Origin of the sequence: Acidovorax sp. sif1233, from assembly GCF_019218755.1 — a bacterium.
GTDB lineage: Bacteria > Pseudomonadota > Gammaproteobacteria > Burkholderiales > Burkholderiaceae_C > Acidovorax.
In genome coordinates, this window is record NZ_JAHUWZ010000001.1 from 964,955 (window position 1) to 984,122 (window position 19,168).

Sequence of the window (19,168 nt, forward strand, 5' to 3'; positions counted from 1 at the left end):
GACGGGCTGGCTGGAGGTATGCGCGCCGCCGCGCGACGGCGGCGCGGGGTGATGATCAGCGGACGGCGCAGAAGCCGAATTCGGCCGCCGCTCCGGGAGAGAGCGTCTTGTTCCACTCCACGCCAGAGGCGTTGAGGTTGCTGCCCGCCTGGGACCAGGTGGCGTTCCACAGGTTGTTGACGGTGCCGCTCACCGGGACGGTGATGGCCCAGTTGCCCTGGGTGGTGCCCGTGTTCACGATCTGGACCCGCTGGCAATAGCCGGAACCCCAGTCGCTGTCCGTCGTCTGCAGGACGGAGAAGTTCGCGGCCGGGGTGGGCGTTGGCGTCGGGGTGGGGGTCGGAGTCGGCGTAGGGGTTGGCGTGGGTGTGGGCGTGGTTGCATCGCCCCACAGCCGTTGCAGCAACTGGACCTTGTCGGCGCGCACGGTGGTCCAGTCGTCATCCAGGATGCCGCCGGTGTCGCCACTGTTGGGGTTCCACGACCAGTAGAAGCCGCTGCGCATGCCCTTGCCGACCATGTAGTCCACCAGCGCGTTCTGCCACAACACGTCGCGCGCATCGCCACGGCCCAACTTGCCGCCGAACTCGCCCAGCATCACGGCATGACCGGCCTGCACGAACTGGCCGAAATGCTGCTCCCAGATGGCCGGCATGTTGCTCGGGAAATTGGCGGCATTGAAGTATGGCTGCACGTAGACATCCGGCCCGTAGGTGTGCGGCGCCAGCAGCAGGCGGTTGGCCGGGATGTTCAGCGGCGTGCAGGCCAGGGGTTCCAGATTGCCGCCCCAGAAGTGCGCGTTGCCGCCCGAGCAGCTGGGGTTTTCGCCGATGCCTTCCACCGCGATCAGCCACTGGGGCGCCACCTGCAGCACGGCCGCCGCGGCGCGCTCGGCCGCGCGGTTCCAGTCGGTGGCGTTGTTGCCGGTGCCCCAGGTGGCCGCGCCGTGGGGTTCGTTCTTGATGTCGATGCCGATCACGCCGGGCACGCCCGCATAGCGCTGCGCCACAAAGGTCAGGTCGCTGATCCACTGCTGCTCGCTGTAGCCCGGGGTGTACCAGAGCTCGCTGATGGTCTGGCAATCGGGGGTGTGGTGGTCCAGCAGCACATACATGCCGCGGTTGCTCAGCTCGCCGACGACCTTGTCCATCACCTGGATGGCCGACAGGCCCTGCAGGTCGGCATTGCGGCCGTAGTCGATGCTGCTGGGCGTGGCGGAGCCATGCAAGGTGGCGGGGCAGAAGGGCAGGCGCACGGCGTTGAAGCCCTGGGCCTGCATCTGCGTGATCATGTCGGTCCAGTTGCGTGCCCACAGGCCGTGCACCACATGGTTGCTGGTCTCGAAGCCAAACCAGTTCACGCCGCGCAGCTGGATGGCCTTGCCCGCACCGTCCAGCACCTTGCCGGCGTTGATTTCGTAGCTCCAGGCCGCGCTGGCGCTGGCCAGCAGGCAGCCGGCCAACGCCAGGCTCTTGCACAGGGTGGTGATCTTCATGGCTCGCGCATCTCCCGAAAATGGTGTTGTGTCTGGCAGTCAGCGGGCAGGCCCCTGGCGGGCGGGCCTGCGCTCTCGCAGTGTGGGCGCCCCGCGCACCGGCGGCGTTTCCATGGATGCCAATTGTAAGAGGCTGTTCGCGGTCTTCCAGGGCGTTCGCGCCATCTTTGCGGAATGGGGGTCAGGCCGCGTTGCGGGTGCGGCCTGCCAGCGACACGGCCTGCAGCGAAAGGCCGTCGATTTCGTGGGTGATGCCCGAAAGCACGTTCGCCACCACGGCAAATTCCCGCCCGTGCTGGCCCGCGCGCGCCGCCATGACCTGCGCATTGAAACTGACCACCTTGGCCTCGCGGGCCACCGTCTGGATGGACTCCACGATGCCCGCCAGTTCCTTCATGAGGGTTTCGGACTGGGCCTTGCCCACCTGGTCGAACACCGTGGTGGCGGTGTTGAGTGCCTCCAGCACGCCGTCGGTGGTCTCCACCAGCCGCGCGAGCACTTCCTCGACGCGTGGGCTGCGGCGCTCCGTCAGGTCCAGCGCGGTGGCGACCTGCTGGGCAAAGGCATCGATGACGGTGCCCACGCCTCCGGGCTGCCCATACACCTTGCGGATGCGGTCGGCGTCGGGAGCGTTGAAATGGCGGGGCGTGTCCACCAGCCGGGCCTGGCTGGCGGTGAACAGGGCCAGGGTGCCGCGCGCGGCCTTCAGGTGCAGGTCGCTGCCGCCGGCGGCCAGCACGGTTTGCAGCACCATGCGCTGGGACAGCATGCGCTGGCGGGCGGCGAGGTTGACCAGCGACATCTCGGCATCGCGTGCCGCCGGTGGCGAAGGCATGGGCAGGGTGGAAGGCGGTGCGGACGTGCCCGGGCGTGGGGAGAGGGAATAGGCTGCCATGGTGGTCCTTGTGCTCATTGCATTCAGATACATACTTCAAGCAATAGCCGGGCCAGCGCGTGGCCGCCGGATGGCCGCCGTGCGGGGGAACGATGGGACCGCCAGCGGTGTGCCGTTGGCCGTGGGGCGCACGGTGCGGCGGCCCCGGCCGGGACCGTGGGGAGGCGGCGTGGCGTCCTCGGCCTACACGGCGCGGCGCGCCAGGGGAGCGTCCTGCGATGCCAGGGCCACGCCGCGCACCACATCGCCCACCACGATCACCGACGGGCTGGCCAGCCCTTCGTGGGTGATGGTGGCATGCAGCGCTCCCAGCGTGGTGACGGCCTGCCGCTGGTGCGGCAGGCTGGCGTGCTGGATGATGGCCACGGGGGTGTCGGCCGGCAGGCCGGTGAGCAGCTCCTGCTCGATGGTGGCAGCGCCACTCACGCCCATGTAGATCACCAGCGTGAGCCTGGCGTCGCGGGCCGTGGCGGCCAGCTGGCGCCAGTCGGTGCCCGCGTCGCCGGGCTTGGCGTGGCCGGTGACGAAGACCACGCCGTGGGCATGCTCACGGTGGGTGAGCGGTGCGCCCAGCGAGGTCAGGCCCGCCAGGCCCGCCGTGATGCCGTTGACCACGGTGACGGGCACACCGGCGGCGCGCAGGTGCTCCACTTCTTCACCACCACGGCCAAAGATGAACGGATCGCCACCCTTGAGGCGCACCACGTTCTCGCCTTCGTTCACCGCCATCAGCATCAGCTTTTCAATGAAGGCCTGGGGGGTGCTCTTGCAGCCGCCGCGCTTGCCCACGTAGATGATGCGTGCCGTGGGAGATGCGTGGGCCACGATGGCATCGCTCACCAGGTCGTCCACCAGCAGCACGGTGGCTGCCTGGATCGCCTTGAGGGCCTTGATCGTCAGCAGCTCCGGGTCGCCCGGGCCCGCGCCGACCAGCGTGCAGCTGCCGCCGGTGCCCAGGTGGGGCTTGGAGGGGGGCAGGGTGGCGGGGGGTGTGGGGCGGCTCATGGGGATGTCTCCGAAACTGTTTGATCGGCAAGTTGCAAGATATGTTCCACCTGGCGCGCAATCGCGGGTGGAACCGGCAACTCACCCGCCAGCACGCGGCGCGTGTAGGTGGCGGTCGTGGCGACGTCGATCTCGGCCGGCAGGCCCGGCACCTCGCTGGCCGTGCCGGGCTGCTGCGCTTCCAGCACCTTGTGCACGCCGTGCACGAAACCGTCGTAGCGGGGCGTGCGGCGGGGGTCGGTGGCGACCTCGCCTTCCAGGCCGCGCGAGAGCAGCGCGCTCATGCCCAGCGTGTGGAAGGTGGTCTGCAGCATCTCGAAGTATTCAGGATGGGTGTAGGCCGTGACCACCACCGAGGGCCCCGCGCACGGGCTCATCAGCTTGACCACGCTGTGCCCGGGGTTGCGCAGGCCCACCACCTCGCGCACGGCCAGCAGGCGCGCCAGGCCCGCATGCAGGTGCTGGGTATGGATGTGGCGCACGCTGCCGTTTGCTATTTTTTCAGGAGCTGTCAGCGCAGGTACATCGAGGGCCAGCAGCACATCCGATGCCAGAATGCGGCGCGCCTCGGTGCGCATGCCATGCAGCAGCACGGGCAGGCCCTCGCGCGCCAGCAGCAGGGCCAGCAGCGGCGTCAGCACGGGCAGCTTGCGCGCACCGTTGTAGCTGGGCAGCACGATGAGCGGTCGGTCGGTGGCGGGCAGCAGGGCCAGGCGCTGGTGCGTGGCATCCAGGAAGCCGCACATCTCCTCCGAGGTCTCGCCCTTGATGCGCATGGCCAGGCAAAAGGCGCCGATCTCCAGGTCGCTCACCTGCCCATCCAGCACCTGGCCGAACAGATCCGTGGCCTGCGCGCGCGCGAGTGGCTTGGCGCCGCGCGCGCCGCGCCCGATCTCCTTGATGTACTGACTGATGCCCATGGTATTTTTTTGCGGACTTGTGAAACAGGGCTCCAGCGTCGTTATTTCGGCTTGCCGTACAGGCGTACTGTCTGCGCCGAAAATGCCTAGCTGGAGCCCTGTTGCACAAGTCCTTGTGGGGGTTCTAGGGGGAACTGAGCCGCTATTTTCCTGCAACCCAGAGAACTTTTGGTTATATGGTGGCCTGCGCCAGGGGCTTGGACGCCAATGGGCCGGTGGCGCGCACCATGCGTTTGAGTTCGGGCAGGCACGAGCCGCAGTTGGTGCCGCAGCGCAGCTTGCCTTGCAGCTGGGCCAGGCGGTCGTCGTCGGTGCCGTGGCAGCGCGCCAGCTCGGCGGTGATGGCGGTGTCCGTCACGTTGAAGCAGGTGCACACCGACTTGCCGCGCGACTGCACGGCCACGGGGGCCTTGGCGCCGGGCACCAGCAGCAGGCGGCCGTAGGTCTGCGCGGGCAGTTCTTCCTGCAGCAGGGTCTTGAGCCAGCCCTCGGCGCTGGTGTCGCCCGCCAGCACGATGCCTTCGAGCGTGGTGGTGTCACCGTGGCGTGCCAGCCGCGCGGCGCGGCGCTGGCCGCGTTTCTTGTCGGCGTAGCGCAGCGTGTCGGTGGTGGCCAGGCCCATCAGGGCTTCGATGTGTCCCACCGTGGCGTCCGGCGGGGCTTCGTGCGCGGCGGCGCGCAGCAGCACACCCACGCGCTCGCGCCCGGGTTCGCCCAGCGGCGTGTTGTTGCTGAAGGGCACGCAGCTGGCAAACGGAAACTGCGCCATCAGCGCGGACAGCGCCTCGCGCGTGGCCTGGGCGCTGCTGGCGGGCAGCCAGGCCATGGCCAGCAGCGTCCAGGGCAGCTCGGCCTTGAGCACCTTCACGGCCGCGTGCTTGAGCTCAGGCTGCTTGGACGTGGGGCAGTAGGCCGAGGTGGTGAGTGCGTTCACGCCCGCCAGCCGCTCGCCGGTGGACGAGCAGCCGCTCAAGAACTCGCTGCCCCAGTGCATCGCCATGAAGGCCTGCGACAGGCCCACCGTGGTGTCGGCCTGCGCGGGCACCACGATGGTGCCGCGCTTGCTCGTCACATAGACCAGGTCGCCGTTCTTCAGGCCGCGCCGCTCCATGTCCTGCGGGTGCAGCTGCACGCTGGGCTCGGCCACGTGGCCGAAGAGGCGTCCCAGGGTGCCCGTGCGGGTCATGCCGTGCCACTGGTCGCGCAGGCGGCCCGTGGTCAGGCTGAAGGGGTAGCGCGATTCGCGTTGTTCGGCCGTGGGCAACCAGGCGTGTGCTGCAAAACGTGCGCGGCCATCGGCGGTGGGGAACACGCCGTCTTCGTACAGGCGCGCCTTGCCGGTGGCGGCGCCCTCGGGCAGCGGCCACTGTTGTGGCCCTTGGGATTCGAGCATCTCCCACGACAGGCCGGTGATGTCCAGGTCGCGCCCTCGCGTGCTCTCGCGGTGCTCGTTCCACACGGTTTCGGCGCCCTGGTCGGCGTCGCCAGTGGCGTAGGGGAACAGCGTGGGTTGGCCGGGCCGCAGGCGGGCCTCCAGCTGGTGCGCGAACTGCACCGCTATGGCCCAGTCGTGGCGTGTTTCGCCGGGGGCGGGCACGGCAGAGCGCACGCGCGAAATGCGGCGTTCGCTGTTGGTCACGGTACCGGTTTTTTCGCCCCAGGTGGTGGCGGGCAGCAGCAGGTCGGCGTACTGCGCGGTGGCGGCGGTGGCAAAGGCCTCCTGCACCACCACGAACTCGGCGCGCTGCAGCGCGCGGCGCACGGTGGCCTGGTCGGGCATGCTCTGCGCGGGGTTGGTGCAGGCAATCCACAGGGCTTTGATCTCGCCGTCGGCGGCGGCCTGGAACATCTCCACGGCCGTCTTGCCCGGCTTGCTGGGCACGTCGGCCACGCCCCACAGCGCGGCCACTTCGGCGCGGTGCTGCGGGTTGGCCAGGTCGCGGTGGGCGCTGAGCAGATTGGCCAGGCCACCCACTTCGCGCCCGCCCATGGCGTTGGGCTGGCCGGTCAGGCTGAACGGGCCCGCGCCGGGCTTGCCGATCTGCGCGGTGGCCAGGTGCAGGTTGATGAGCGCTGCGTTCTTGGCCGTGCCGCTGCTGCTTTGGTTGAGGCCCTGGCAGTACAGGCTCAACGTAGCCTTGGACGTGGCAAACCACTTGGCTGCCGTGGTCAGGTCGGCCACCGAAATGCCGCACACCTGGGCCACGCGGTCGGGCGTGGCTTCGCGCACCAGGGCCTTGAGTTCGTCGAAGCCCGTGGTGTGCGCGCCGATGTAGGCGGCGTCGATCCAGCCTTCCCACAGCATGATGTGCAGCATGCCGTTGAACAGCATCACGTCGCTGCCCGGCTGGATGGGCAGGAACAGGTCGGCCATGCCGGCCGTGTCGGTGCGGCGCGGGTCAGCCACGATGACCTTCATGCCGGGGTTGGCGGCGCGCGCGTCCTCGATGCGGCGGAACAGGATGGGGTGCGCCCAGGCCGCATTGCTGCCCACGATGAACAGGCACTGCGCGTGTTTTACGTCGTCGTAGCAGGCGGGCGGTGCGTCGGCGCCCAGCGTCTGCTTGTAGCCCGCCACGGCGCTGCTCATGCACAGACGCGAGTTGGTGTCGATGTTGTTGGTGCCGATCAGGCCCTTGGCGAGTTTGTTGAAGACGTAGTAGTCCTCGGTCAGCAACTGGCCGCTCACGTAGAAGCCCACGGCGTCGGGGCCGTGCTGCTGGATGGTGTGGGCAAACTTCTCGGTGGCCAGGCCCAGGGCCGTGTCCCATGAGATGGCGCGTGGAGCATCGCTGCGCTGCAGACGTTGCTGCGGCTGCAGCAACCGGGTCTGCAGCGTGATGGGGCTGCTGGCGGTGAGGTGCAGGGTCGAGCCCTTGGTGCACAGGCGGCCAAAGTTGGCGGGGTGGTCCGGGTCGCCCCGCACGCCGGTGATCTGGGGGCCGTCGCTTTCGATGATCACGCCGCAGCCTACGCCACAGTAGGGGCAGGTGGATTTGGTTTCTTGCATGGCGTGGATTCCGGTGTTTTTGTGCTCCAGCGCTTGTGTGGTAAGCGCTGAAAGCTATGAATTTGTTAGCGTTTTCGGGCGACAGGCCTTCTGGCGCGGAGCTGGCTCCGGGGCTTCTTCTTCACGCCGCCACGCCGCGCCGCGCGGGCCCGGCCAGCGGCCGTGCCAGGTCCAGCGCGTGCGAGGCCAGTTCCGTGGCGTCCAGGTACACGCTGCCGTCTTCCACCTTCACGGCGAAACGCGGCGTGCAGCCTTCGTCGGGCGCCGAGGCCTGGCCGTCGCACAGGCCGATGGTCCAGTTGTGCAGCGGGCACGCCACGTGGGTGCCAAACACGATGCCCTGCGACAGCGGACCGCCCTTGTGCGGGCAGCGGTCCAGCAGCGCGAACACGCCCCCGGCGTCGTTGCGGAACACGGCCACGTCCAGGCCCTGGGGGCGCGCCACGCGGCGCGAGCCCAGCTCGGGGATGTCGTCCACGCGGCAGATCAGCTTCCAGTCGGCGGGGGTGGTCGTGGTCATGGTCATGGCGATGATTCCTTCGATTTTTTGTGTTGCGGGGGCGTGGGGGCCGTGGGACGGGGTACCGGACGAACAGCCGGGCTCAGGCGGAAAGCGCGGCGTACAGGCCGGTCACGCGGTCCATGCTGGAGAGCAGGTTCTCGCTGGCCACGAACACCTCGGCCACCTGGCGGTTCACGTTGCCGCCGCCCTGCATGCGCTGCAGCGCGGCGTCGAAAAACACCCACTGCCCGTCGGCCAGCTGCAGCTCCTGGCGGATGCGGCTGGTGGCCTGGGGGGCGTTGCGCAGCAGCTCGGTGGCGGCGATGAATTCGCCGCGCGCCTTGGCGATCTCGGTGGTGGCGGTGGCCGCGTCCACGGGCAGCATGGCGGCCAGGTAGAACTTGGCCATGCGCTGGCTCAGCATGCGCTGGCGGCCCGCAACGTTGACCAATTGGCCCACGGGCTTGCCCAGCGCGGCTTCGTACTGCGTGGTGCCCTGATGGGCCAGGGCCAGCACCTTGGCATCGGCCTGCAGCATGGCGCTGGCGTTGTCGGCGGACGAGGTTTCGGCCGCCAGCGTGACCTTGTGGGCGGCCCAGGCGGTTTCCAGCTTCACATAGGTCTCGCGGATGGCGGGCGAGGGCGCAAAGGCCTTGAGCTCCGCCAGCTGGCGCTCGAACAGCGCGATGGACTGGCCCAGCACCTGGCGCGCCGTGGGCGTGTCGGCCTTGTGGGACAGGGCCAGCCAGGCCTTGCCCACGCGCTGGCTCAGCATGCGCTGGCGCCCGGCCTTGTTGATGGCGTCGTTGAGGTCGGTGACCTGGGCGTGGGCGTTGCCCAGCGGGGCCAGGGCGCCACAGGCCGCGGCGGTCAGGAGGGTTCTGCGTTGCATGGGGTGTGCTCCGTGGGGGCTCAGGCGCCCAGGGGGGCGAACTGGCGGGTGTCCACCGCCGCCTTGTCGAACTCGAACCAGGGGTCGGGCTCGCCATCGAGCGCGAACTGCAGCTGCTCCCATAGGGCCTTGCGGCCTTCGTGGTCTTCGAGGATGCGTTTTTTGACGTAGTCCAGGCCCACGCGGTCCACGTAGTGCACGGTGCGCTCCAGGTACCAGCCTTCCTGGCGGTACAGCTCGCAGAACGCGCCCGTGTACTCCAGCACTTCTTCCGACGTCTTGAGCTTGGTGAAGAAGTGCGCCACCTCGGTCTTGATGCCGCCGTTGCCGGCCACGTACATCTCCCAGCCCGAGTCCACACCGATGATGCCCACGTCCTTGATGCCGGCCTCGGCGCAATTGCGCGGGCAGCCGCTCACGGCGAACTTGACCTTGTGCGGGGCGTACATGCGCCACATGGCGCGCTCCAGGTCCTTGCCCATCTGCGTGCTGTCCTGGGTGCCCATGCGGCACCACTCGCTGCCCACGCAGGTCTTCACGGTGCGCAGGGCCTTGGCGTAGGCGTGGCCGCTGGGCATCCCGATGTCCTTCCACACGTTGACCAGGTCTTCCTTCTTCACGCCCAGCAAATCGATGCGCTGGCCTCCCGTGACCTTGACGGTGGGGATCTTGTACTTGTCCACCGCATCGGCGATGCGGCGCAGTTCGTCGGCCGTGGTCTCGCCGCCCCACATGCGCGGGATGACGCTGTAGGTGCCGTCTTTCTGGATGTTGGCGTGGCTGCGTTCGTTGATGAAGCGGCTTTGCGGGTCGTCCCTGGCCTCCTTGGGCCAGGTGCTGATGAGGTAGTAGTTGACCGCGGGGCGGCAGCTGGCGCAGCCGTTGGGCGTCTTCCATTCCATGAACCTGAACACGTCGGCGATGGTCACCAGCTTGGCTGTGCGGATCGCATCGCGCACGGCCTGGTGGCCGTGGTCGGTGCAGCCGCACATGGCCTTGGTCTTGGGCGTGGCGCTGTAGTCGCCGCCCGCCGTGAACATGATGATCTGCTCCACCAGACCGGTGCACGAGCCGCAGGATGCGCTGGCCTTGGTGTGCTTGCGCACTTCGTCCAGCGTGAACAGGCCTTTTTCCTTGATGGCCTTGCAGATGGCGCCCTTGGTCACGCCGTTGCAGCCGCAGACCTCGTCGCTGTCCTGCATGGCGGCGGCCTTGCTCTGGCCCTGGTGGCCCGTGTCGCCCATGTTGGATTCGCCGAACATGAGCCGGTCGCGGATGTCGCTCACCGTGCGGCCGTCGCGCAGCAGCTTGAAGTACCAGCTGCCGTCCACCGTGTCGCCGTACAGGCACGCGCCCACGAGCTTGTCGTCCTTGAGCACCAGTTTCTTGTACACGCCGCCGAAGGGGTCGCTCATCACGATTTCCTCGGTGCCTTCGCCGCCCTGGAAGGCGCCGGCCGAGAACAGGTCGATGCCGGTGACCTTGAGCTTGGTGGAGGTCAGTGAGCCCTGGTAGCGGCCGATGCCGAACTCGGCCAGGTGGTTGGCCAGCACCTTGCCCTGCTCGAACAGCGGGGCCACCAAGCCATAGGCGATGCCCCGGTGCGCGGCGCACTCGCCCACGGCGTAGATGCGCGCGTCGGTGGTGGTCTGCAGCGTGTCGCTCACCACAATGCCGCGGTTCACGTGCAGACGCATCTTTTCAGCCAGCGCGGTGTTGGGACGGATGCCCACGGCCATCACCACGAGGTCGGCGGGCACCTCGGTGCCGTCCTTGAATTTCACACTGGCCACGCGGCCATCGGCGTTGCCCACGAGTTCCTGCGTCTGCGCGCCGATCAGGAACTGCATGCCGCGCTGCTGCAGCGAATCCTGCAGCATCTTGCCCGCCACGTCGTCGAGCTGGCGCTCCATGAGCCAGCCCGCCACGTGCACCACGGTGACCTGCATGCCGCGCCTCATGAGGCCGTTGGCGGCCTCCAGGCCCAGCAGGCCGCCGCCGATGACCACGGCGTGTTTGTAGGTGGCGGCGGCGTCGATCATCGCCTGGGTGTCGGCGATGTCGCGGTAGGCCAGCACACCCTTCAAGTCCTTGCCCGGCACGGGCAGGATGAACGGGTTCGAGCCGGTGGCCATGATCAGGCGGTCGTATTCGGCGGTGATCACATCGCCTGCGGCACTGGTCGCGCTGACCACGCGGCGCACGCGGTCCACGTCGGTCACCGTGAAGCCGGTGTGCAGCGTGATGTGGTTGTCGGCATACCAGGACCAGTCGTTCAGAATGATCTCGTCGATGGTCTGCTCGCCGGCCAGCACGGGCGAGAGCAGGATGCGGTTGTAGTTGGGATGCGGCTCGGCGCCGAACACCGTGATGTCGTACAGATCGGGGGCAATCTTGAGCAGCTCTTCCAGCGTGCGCACACCGGCCATGCCGTTCCCCACCATCACCAGCTTGAGCTTTTTCATCGTGACTCCGTCCGTTGCGCCGCCGGGGCGGCGCGAAAAACAAAAAAGGCGTCCACACGATGCTGCTTCGAATGCGATTCGAAACGGCATGTGGGGACGCCTTTGTCCGTACAACTCCTCGGTGCGCCATTGCACGGCTGAATTGCGGGACCCCGCAGGGTCGTTGCCTACGTTAAGCAATGCTTGTGCCAGTCGCCCTGCACGCATCTGGGGCGCGGGCTGGCGCCGGGCCCGGAGAATGGGGCAGGCCGGGGCCGGACCCGTGCCGCCCCGCGCCCCCGGCGGGCGCGGCATGCACCACCTTGGGCATGAAACCTGCATGGAGCTGGTGCATGAGTTTTGAACTGGACTTTGGCTACACCTCGCAGGCCGGGCGCAAGGCGTTGAACGAGGACTTCGCCGCGCTGGTGTCCGGGCAGGGGCGCGAGCGCGAGCGGGGTGCCATCGCCGCCATCGCCGATGGCGTGAGCACGGGCGGCAACGGCCGCGAGGCCGCCCAGACCACGGTCAACACGCTGGTGAACGACTACTTCGCCACGCCCGACACCTGGGACACCACGGTGGCGCTGGACCGCATCCTGTCCGCCCACAACGGCTGGCTCGCGTCCATGAACCGGCGCCGCCAGCCCGCGGTGGGGCTGACCACCGTGACCGCGCTGGTGCTGCGCGGCCAGTCGTATACGCTGGCCCATGTGGGCGACACGCGGGCCTACCTGCTGCGCGGCGGCCGGCTGCAGCAGCTGACCGCCGACCACGTGATGTCGCAGCACGACTTCGCCCACCAGCTCACCCGCGCCATGGGCCTGGATGACCATGTGGTGGTGGACTACAGCCAGGGCGAACTGCACAGCGGCGACCTGTTCGTGCTGCTCTCCGATGGCGTGCACGGCAGCCTTCCCGTGCGCGAACTGCGCCAGCTGCTGCGCCAGGGCGGGCCGGCGCAGGCCCTGAGCGACGGGCTGGTGCAGGCCGCGCTGCGCCGTGGCAGCAGCGACAACGTGACCGCGCTGATCGTGCAGGTGCAGGGCGTTCTGGAGGCCACGCTGCAGGATGAATCCCGCCGTGCGCAGGACCTGCCCGTGCTGCCCCTGCTCAAGGTGGGCGACACCGTGGATGGCCTCACGGTGACGGCCCTGGTGGCCGACAGCGGCATCCACCGCATCTACCAGGTGCGCGACGGGGCCACGCAGCGGCTGTATGCCCTCAAGACCCTGCTGCCCGCGCGCGCCCACGACCTGGAAGAGCGCGCCACGCTGGCGCACGAGGCCTGGGTGGCGCGGCGCATGCAGTCGGGCCAGGCCGCAGCCCATCTGGCGCGGCTCAACGACTGGCCATTGGGTGCCACCGGCACGGGCGACGGCGCGGGGACCAGCGCGTTTTACCTGCTGTACGACTGGCATTCCGGCGACACGCTGGGGCAGCGCCTGCGCCACCGCCAGCACCTGGCCGTGGGGCAGGCCGTGACGGTGACCGTGCAGGCCGCGCGCGTGCTGGGCTGGCTGCACCGCCAGGGCGTGGTGCACCGCGACATCAAGCCCGACAACCTGCACCTGGGCGACGACGGCGTGCTGCGCGTGCTGGACCTGGGCGTGGCCCTCTCGGGCCGCGAGCCCGAGGCCACGCGCCGCCTGCACGCGGGCACCCCCAGCTACATGAACCCCGAGCAGTGGCCGGGCTACGAACGCAACGGCGATCCCGCCGGCCAGCTGCCCGACGCGGGCAGCGACCTGTTCGCGCTGGGTGTCACGCTGTACCAGCTGCTCAGCCACGGGCGCCTGCCCTATGGCGAGGTGGTGCAGTACCAGCTGGGCCGCTACCACCGCGACCCCGTGGCCCCCAGCCGCCACAATCCGGGCGTGCCCATCTGGCTCGACCAGATCGCCCTGAAGGCCGTGGCGCGCCACCGCGCGCAGCGCTTCGAGACGGCGGAGGAGCTGCTGCTGGCCCTGGAGCGCGGCGCGTCGCGGCCCCTGTCGGCCCCCGGCCCCCAGCCCCTGATGCAGCGCGATGCCACGGCCCTGTGGAAGATCGCGCTCGCGGTAAGCGTGCTGGTGAATCTGCTGCTGATCTACTGGCTGCTGTTCCTGCCCCGGTAGGGGGCGGCAATGGTAGTGTTTTGCTATTGAAAACATAGCTGCTGGCGCCGATGGAGAAAGCGCCAGGGCCTGTTTTTCCTTCAAGATAACATCGCGGTGGTGCGCGGCCTCTGAAGCCGCCCCGGCCCCTGCGGGGATGCCGGGCAGGGGCTTTTCCTTTCGGGCGGCCCGTGCCCGCGCCTCCGTGGGCAGGCACAAGGCAAGGCCGCAACGCCTCAGGAGGAAGTCCTGGCCCGTCCGCCGCGTTCGGCCCAGGTCCGCGTCCAGCGGATCTGCATCACGCGCAGCAGCAGCAGCATGGCCAGCGCACACACCGCGATGCCCACGAAACCCCACAGGTAAGTGCCCGTGTACTGGCGCGAGATGCCCATGCCGTTGGGGATGAGGCCGCCGCCCAGCGCGCCGATCTCACCGATCATCGAGCCCGCCACCGCCGTGGTCAGCGGCCAGCGCAGCGGCACCAGCTGGAACAGTGCGCCATTGCCCGCGCCCAGCGCTGCAAAACACACCAGGAACAGCAGCATGGTGATGGGCAGCGAGTTCTCTGCCAGGCCACACAGCACCATGCTCACGGCCGTGATGGCGAGCACGCCCGTCAGTGTGTTGACGCCGCCCCAGTGGTCCGACAGCCAGCCGCCGAATATGCGCAGGGCCGCGCCCAGAAAGGCCGCCATCATCGTGAGCTGGCCTGCCTGCACCTTGCTCACGCTGAACTGGTCGTAGAAGTAGCTGGGCAAAAAGGCGGTCAGGCCGATGAAGCCGCCAAACGTCACGGCGTAGATCAGGCTGAAGGCCCAGCCGTCCTTCTCGAACAGGCAGGCAATGTGTTCACGAAAGCTGCTGTGGGCCGCGAGGTCTGGAGGTTCCTTCGCGTAGACGGCCATCACCAGCGCGGGGATGGCCACGCTCACGGCGGCAAAGCCATACACGGCCTGCCAGCCGAACTTTTGCGCCAGTGCGGGGGCGAGCAGCGCGGCCACCGCCGTACCCACGTTGCCGGCGCCCACGATGCCCATGGCCAGGCCCTTGTAGCGCGGCGGAAACGAGCCCGAACCCAGCGACAGCGCCACGCCAAAGCTGGCGCCCGCCACGCCCAGCAGGATGCCCATGGCCAGCAGGTCGTTGTAGGTGTGCACGAACATGTAGCCAAAGCCCATGGCCAGGAAGATGCCGGCCATCTCGACCAGCGTGGCGTTCTTGCGGCCGATGTACTGCGCCAGGATGCCCAGCGGAAAACGCATGAGCGCGCCCGCGAAGATGGGGATGGACAGCATCATGCCCATCTGCGTGGGGGTGAGCTGGAAGGCCTCGCGGATGAACGGCGCCATGGCACCGTTGATCACCCAGATTGCGCACGAGAAACCGAAATACAAAAAGGACGACCACAGCGTGGGCGCGTGGCCGGACTTGAGGAACTCGCGAAATTGAAGCATGGCGATCTTGCGCAAAAGGGCCGTGGTGCCTGCCGCAAGCACACCCCAGCCGGGCAGAAAAACAAAAAGGCGCCTGCATGGACTGCTCGGGCTGTGTCCCAGCCTGTGCCTGCCCATGAAGACGCCAACGTCCTGTTCGCCCAATCCGCCGTTGCACCGGGCTGACACGCGGCCCGCATTGGCCGCAGGCTTCCTCAAGCAATGGCTGTGCCAAGCCGGTGCATTGCCAAAGCGCAAAAGGAACCCAGCCCGGGCGCCGTCATGCGCCAGCGTTCGCTGCGGCCGGGATGGGTGCCCGGCCGGCGGGGTGCCTGGAATGGTGCAGCGCAACGCACCAACCCGGTGTGGGCGCGATGCACCTGTTTGGGGATTTTTGGCGCGGCACGGCCCGAATTTGTTTCAGGATTGCAAGTTCCTGGATTAGCATGGTTTGCATCCGTGCCTGGCGTGTCTCGTGGTGCCAGGGGGCGGTGGACCGAGCAACGGCCTATTCCCATTCTTTGATGAGGGACCCACCATGCGCGTCAATCTGCCCGTCAGCACCCAGGAATATGCGTTTCCCGCCGGCCAGACCCTGGTGTCCACCACCGATCTCAAGGGGCGCATCCTGTACTGCAACCCGATGTTCATCGAGGTCAGCGGGTACGAAAAGGAAGAACTCCTGGGCCAGCCCCACAACATGATCCGGCACCCGGACATGCCCGAGGAGGCGTTTCGCGACATGTGGGACACCATCGCCAGCGGCGCACCCTGGTCGGCGGCGGTCAAGAACCGGCGCAAGGACGGCTCTTTCTACTGGGTGATGGCCAACGTGACGCCGCTGATGCAGGGCGACCAGCCCACGGGCTACATGTCGGTGCGCACCGAGGCCACGCGCGAAGAGATCCAGGCGGCCGACCGGCTGTACCGGCAGATGCAGGCTGAGAAGCAGGCCGGCACGTCCGTGCATGTGCTGCGCGCGGGCCAGCTGGTGAAGAACACGTCCTGGGGGCGCGTCGCCGGCTGGGTGCGCCTGGGGCCCCTGGGCAAGATGATGCTCTGCACGCTGCTGCTGGTGCTCGCCTCGTTCGGGGCCGCATGGCTGGGCGGGCATGCGGTGACGCTCGCGTCCGGGGTGGCGTGGGTGGCCGTGGCGCTGCTGGCGCTGGCCATGGCGGCCTACCTGCACAAGGTCACGGTCGCGCCGCTGGCGCAGATGCTGCGATGGGCCAACCGCATGGCGGCAGGCGACCTGACGCAGAAGATCAGCGCCACGCGCAGCGACACGGTGGGCGACCTGCAGAAGGCGCTGGCGCAGCTCAACGTGAACCTGCTGTCCATCGTGCGCGACGCGCGCCAGGAGAGCGAGCACATGCAGGTCTCCACCCGCGAGATCGCGCAGGGCAACCAGGACCTGTCGGCGCGCACCGAGGCGCAGGCCGGCAACCTGCAGCAGACGGCCGCGTCGATGGAGGAGATCACCGGCACCGTCAAGCAAACCGCCGAGTCGGCGCGCCAGGCCACGGTGCTGGCCACGCAGGCCACCGGGGTGGCCGAGCGCAGCAGCGAGGCCGTGGATGGCGTGGCCAGCACGATGAAGCAGATCCAGGCCGCGTCGGGCCGCATCAGCGAGATCACGCAGCTCATCGACTCCATCGCGTTCCAGACCAACATCCTGGCGCTCAACGCGGCCGTGGAGGCCGCGCGCGCGGGCGAGCAGGGGCGGGGGTTCGCGGTGGTGGCGTCGGAGGTGCGCAGCCTGTCGCACCGCACGCAGTCCGCCGCCAAGGAAATCCGCCAGCTGATCGACGACTCCGCCACCAAGGTGAGCGAGGGCCATGAAAAAACCGACGCCGCGCAGAAGACCATGGCCGAATCGCTGGAGCTGGTGCGCAGGGTGAACACGCTGATCGGCGAGATCCACAGCGCGTCCAACGAACAGCTCAGCGGCATCTCGCAGGTGAACTCGGCGGTGGCCCAGCTCGACACCATCACGCAGCAGAACGCCGCGCTGGTGGAGGAGAACGCCGCGTCGGCCATGCAGCTCAACGGCCAGGCCCAGACCATGACCGAGACGGTGCAGGTGTTCCGCATCGATGCCTCGGCGCCCGCGCAGACGCGCGATGCGGTGGCGCTGCGCAAGGAGATGAAGGGCGGCCAGGCGGCAAAGTCTTCCAGCCGCGCGCTGGCGCCCGTCTGACAGGCGCCGGGCGGCCGGTTGCGTGGGCGGCGGCCCGCGGCCTCGCGGGACATGGGTTCTTGCACGCCCTCCCCCCCGCCGGTAGGGTGGCCGCGGCCGGCGGTTTGCGGTAGCCTTCGCGGCCAGGGCGGGGCGCGGGTGCCTGCCTGCTGATGGAGACCATGGCACTTTCAACCACCGAACGATTCATCGCGACCTGCCTGCATGGCTGCGTGCGCGCCTGCTGCAAGAGAACGCAGGCACCGCTGTGCGGCGCAGGGCTGGGGCCTGGTGCAGCCGTACCTCCATCGGCCCGTGGCCGGGGGCTGGAGTGCGTCGGCAAACTGGGCAGCCGCCCTGTGCGGGCCGGTGCGCTGAAGGCGTGGCCAAGCGGCACGCCGCTGTTGCCGTACCAGGACGCGCGGGTGTCCGTGGCACGCCACGCCGGTGCATAGTGCGCACATCACAGGAGTCGATCCCTATGGCATACACCTGCGCGAGCTGCGGCAAGGACCACGATGAACTCTCGCCCTACATGATGTGGCGGCTGCCGGACCCGGCCCTCGAGCGTGAGCATGAACTCGTGTTCGACGACGACTTCACCTGCCGCATCGGCGACGAGCAGTACTTCATCAGCTGTGAGCTGGAAGTCCCGTTCAAGGCCGATGACCTCAAGCCGCTGGGTTTCATCTGCTGGGCCCGGGTGGACCGCGAAACATACGACCGCTACCGCGGCTATCGCGAGCACGAGGACACGCTGGCGGAATACGCCGAACTGGTGCCGGGCACGTTGGCCAATCCCATCCCCTGCGTGCCCGACTCCTCTGGCACGGCCGTGGGCCTCAAGGTGCTGGCCGGCGACCCCACGCCCTACATTCGCTGGGTGGCTCCTGGCTCGGCCGTGGCGCACCTTCTGGCCCGGGGCGCAACGGTCGGGTATTGGCACGAGGCCATGGGCGCGGGCTGAGGATGTGGGCTGGGCGCGGCGGGGTTCTTGGTGAAATCAAAAACCATAGCGGCTAGCGCTTTGTGCATGAGGGCTGGAGGCCAAAAAGGCTAAAAATCCAGGGTTTCCGGCCCCTGTGCTGCTCCTCCCTTCAGGTGCTCCCCCGCACGGTCAACTCAAAGCCCAGGTCGACCGAGTTCCGCTCGGGCGCCTCGCCGCGCATCAGCGCGAGCAGCATGCGCGCACTGGCCTCGCCGATGGCCGAGCGTGGCGTGCGTACCGTGGTCAGCGGCGGCAGCATCTGGTCGCTGCCGGCCAGGTCGTTGAAGCCCGCGATGGCGACCTGGCCGGGCACCTGCAGGCCCAGCCGCTGCGCTGCCAGCAGGCCGCCCTGCGCCAGGTCGTCGTTGCAGAAGAACACGGCATCGACGCCCGGGCGGGTGCGCAGCAGTTCCTCCAGCAGTTCTCCGCCCAGCCGCATGGACGAGGGCTGGGGGCTGAGCAGTTCCAGCTTCGGGTCGTACAGGCCCGCTTCCTTCAGGCAGCGGCGGTAGCCTTCGGCGCGCTGCATGGTGCGGGGGTCGAGCTGGGCCGCGACAAACGCCACGCGGCGACGGCCCCGGGCCAGGAGATGGGCCGTCATGCCGTGGCCCCCGTCCTGCTGCGAAAAGCCCACGCAGTACACGCCGGGCGCGGAGGTCATCTCCATCAGGTGCACGCACGGCACGCCACTGGCGGCGATCATCTGGCGCGATGCCTCGGTGCGGTCGAAGCCGGTGACCAGCAGCCCCGCCGGGCGGTGGGCCAGGTAGGTGCGCAGCAGCTGCTCTTCTTCCTGCGGGTCGTAGTGGGTCACGCCGATCAGCGCCTGGTAGCCGTGGGGGAACAGCGCGCGGTGCACGGCCTCCAGCACGTCGACGAACAGGGCGTTGGACAGCAGGGGCACGAGCACGGGCACCTGCACGCTGCGCTGGGAGGCGAGGGCCCTGGCGGCGGGGTCGGGCACGTAGCCCAGCCGCTGGGCGGCGTCTTTCACGCGCTGCACCAGTTCCTGCGCCACGCCGCGCTCGCCGCGCAGCGCGCGGGAGGCGGTGATGGGGCTGACCTCGGCGGCCTGGGCCACGTCGCTCAGTGTCATGCGGCCGCTGGAGCGGCGCCTTGTCTCGGGTTTGTTCAAGGGTTAACCCTCATTGGGGTGCGGATCGATGTGGTTAGGATAGCGCTGTCCAAACGATGGGACAAGACATTGACGCCCATTTTGGACGAAGTTGCAAAAGTTGCCACGGTTATTGCGGCATCCAGCCAGGGTGCCTTTTTTATGGATCAATTGGATAGCGCTACCAACATGAGT

General features: G+C 68.5%; 13 protein-coding genes. 3 read left to right on the forward strand and 10 right to left on the reverse strand.

The features are described 5' to 3' along the window. Positions 1-55 precede the first annotated feature (55 nt). From KW843_RS04360 to nirB, 8 genes are all read right to left on the reverse strand, one after another. Positions 56-1,495, reverse strand: a complete 1,440-nt coding sequence (locus tag KW843_RS04360) for a cellulase family glycosylhydrolase (protein ID WP_218293862.1) — start codon at positions 1,493-1,495, stop codon at positions 56-58. 181 nt (positions 1,496-1,676) lie between these two features. Beyond that, positions 1,677-2,390 (reverse strand): type IV pili methyl-accepting chemotaxis transducer N-terminal domain-containing protein, encoded by a 714-nt coding sequence (locus KW843_RS04365; RefSeq protein WP_218293863.1) that lies wholly within the window; start codon positions 2,388-2,390, stop codon positions 1,677-1,679. A 183-nt stretch (positions 2,391-2,573) separates the two neighbouring features. Continuing rightward, positions 2,574-3,395 (reverse strand): uroporphyrinogen-III C-methyltransferase, encoded by an 822-nt coding sequence (cobA, locus tag KW843_RS04370; protein ID WP_218293864.1) that lies wholly within the window; start codon positions 3,393-3,395, stop codon positions 2,574-2,576. Beyond that, positions 3,392-4,315, reverse strand: a complete 924-nt coding sequence (ybiB, locus tag KW843_RS04375) for a DNA-binding protein YbiB (RefSeq protein WP_218293865.1) — start codon at positions 4,313-4,315, stop codon at positions 3,392-3,394. The genes cobA and ybiB overlap by 4 nt, the downstream gene beginning before the upstream one ends. 172 nt (positions 4,316-4,487) lie before the next feature. After that, on the reverse strand, positions 4,488-7,325 hold the full coding sequence (locus tag KW843_RS04380) for a nitrate reductase (RefSeq protein ID WP_218293866.1): 2,838 nt from the start codon (positions 7,323-7,325) through the stop codon (positions 4,488-4,490). A 121-nt stretch (positions 7,326-7,446) separates the two neighbouring features. After that, positions 7,447-7,845: a nitrite reductase small subunit NirD gene (nirD, locus tag KW843_RS04385; protein ID WP_218294442.1), complete on the reverse strand. Its 399-nt coding sequence runs from the start codon at positions 7,843-7,845 to the stop codon at positions 7,447-7,449. Positions 7,846-7,927: 82 nt separating this feature from the next. After that, positions 7,928-8,719, reverse strand: a complete 792-nt coding sequence (locus KW843_RS04390) for a type IV pili methyl-accepting chemotaxis transducer N-terminal domain-containing protein (protein WP_218293867.1) — start codon at positions 8,717-8,719, stop codon at positions 7,928-7,930. A 20-nt stretch (positions 8,720-8,739) separates the two neighbouring features. After that, positions 8,740-11,184, reverse strand: a complete 2,445-nt coding sequence (gene nirB, locus KW843_RS04395; RefSeq protein WP_218293868.1) for a nitrite reductase large subunit NirB — start codon at positions 11,182-11,184, stop codon at positions 8,740-8,742. Positions 11,185-11,516: 332 nt separating this feature from the next. On the opposite strand from nirB, the gene KW843_RS04400 reads away from it, so the two are divergent. Then, complete coding sequence (locus tag KW843_RS04400) at positions 11,517-13,280, forward strand: bifunctional protein-serine/threonine kinase/phosphatase (protein ID WP_218293869.1); 1,764 nt, start codon at positions 11,517-11,519, stop codon at positions 13,278-13,280. Positions 13,281-13,495: 215 nt separating this feature from the next. On the opposite strand, the gene KW843_RS04405 is transcribed toward KW843_RS04400, so the two are convergent. Continuing rightward, positions 13,496-14,713: a nitrate/nitrite transporter gene (locus tag KW843_RS04405; protein WP_218293870.1), complete on the reverse strand. Its 1,218-nt coding sequence runs from the start codon at positions 14,711-14,713 to the stop codon at positions 13,496-13,498. Between the two features lie 517 nt (positions 14,714-15,230). Here KW843_RS04405 and KW843_RS04410 point away from each other — a divergent pair. Both KW843_RS04410 and KW843_RS04415 read left to right on the forward strand, forming a co-directional pair. Beyond that, positions 15,231-16,892 (forward strand): PAS domain-containing methyl-accepting chemotaxis protein, encoded by a 1,662-nt coding sequence (locus KW843_RS04410; protein ID WP_218293871.1) that lies wholly within the window; start codon positions 15,231-15,233, stop codon positions 16,890-16,892. A gap of 460 nt (positions 16,893-17,352) precedes the next feature. Then, the gene (locus tag KW843_RS04415) at positions 17,353-17,838 is read left to right on the forward strand and encodes a DUF2199 domain-containing protein (protein WP_218293872.1); all 486 of its coding nucleotides are present in this window, start codon (positions 17,353-17,355) and stop codon (positions 17,836-17,838) included. 130 nt (positions 17,839-17,968) lie between these two features. Here the strand turns inward: KW843_RS04415 and KW843_RS04420 are convergent, their stop codons facing one another. Then, positions 17,969-18,955 carry a LacI family DNA-binding transcriptional regulator gene (locus KW843_RS04420; RefSeq protein WP_218294443.1) on the reverse strand — a complete coding sequence of 329 codons (987 nt, stop codon included), beginning with the start codon at positions 18,953-18,955 and terminating at the stop codon, positions 17,969-17,971. Positions 18,956-19,168: the final 213 nt, after the last annotated feature.

Excerpts from the sequence above, each read along its gene's own strand:
- ybiB (WP_218293865.1), bottom strand. The coding sequence starts at position 4,315 with ATGGGCATCAGTCAGTACATCAAGGAGATCGGGCGCGGCGCGCGCGGC.
- KW843_RS04405 (WP_218293870.1), bottom strand. The coding sequence starts at position 14,713 with ATGCTTCAATTTCGCGAGTTCCTCAAGTCCGGCCACGCGCCCACGCTG.
- KW843_RS04365 (WP_218293863.1), bottom strand. The coding sequence starts at position 2,390 with ATGGCAGCCTATTCCCTCTCCCCACGCCCGGGCACGTCCGCACCGCCT.
- KW843_RS04415 (WP_218293872.1), top strand. The coding sequence starts at position 17,353 with ATGGCATACACCTGCGCGAGCTGCGGCAAGGACCACGATGAACTCTCG.
- nirD (WP_218294442.1), bottom strand. The coding sequence starts at position 7,845 with ATGACCACGACCACCCCCGCCGACTGGAAGCTGATCTGCCGCGTGGAC.
- KW843_RS04390 (WP_218293867.1), bottom strand. The coding sequence starts at position 8,719 with ATGCAACGCAGAACCCTCCTGACCGCCGCGGCCTGTGGCGCCCTGGCC.
- cobA (WP_218293864.1), bottom strand. The coding sequence starts at position 3,395 with ATGAGCCGCCCCACACCCCCCGCCACCCTGCCCCCCTCCAAGCCCCAC.
- nirB (WP_218293868.1), bottom strand. The coding sequence starts at position 11,184 with ATGAAAAAGCTCAAGCTGGTGATGGTGGGGAACGGCATGGCCGGTGTG.
- KW843_RS04400 (WP_218293869.1), top strand. The coding sequence starts at position 11,517 with ATGAGTTTTGAACTGGACTTTGGCTACACCTCGCAGGCCGGGCGCAAG.
- KW843_RS04360 (WP_218293862.1), bottom strand. The coding sequence starts at position 1,495 with ATGAAGATCACCACCCTGTGCAAGAGCCTGGCGTTGGCCGGCTGCCTG.
- KW843_RS04380 (WP_218293866.1), bottom strand. The coding sequence starts at position 7,325 with ATGCAAGAAACCAAATCCACCTGCCCCTACTGTGGCGTAGGCTGCGGC.
- KW843_RS04420 (WP_218294443.1), bottom strand. The coding sequence starts at position 18,955 with ATGACACTGAGCGACGTGGCCCAGGCCGCCGAGGTCAGCCCCATCACC.
- KW843_RS04410 (WP_218293871.1), top strand. The coding sequence starts at position 15,231 with ATGCGCGTCAATCTGCCCGTCAGCACCCAGGAATATGCGTTTCCCGCC.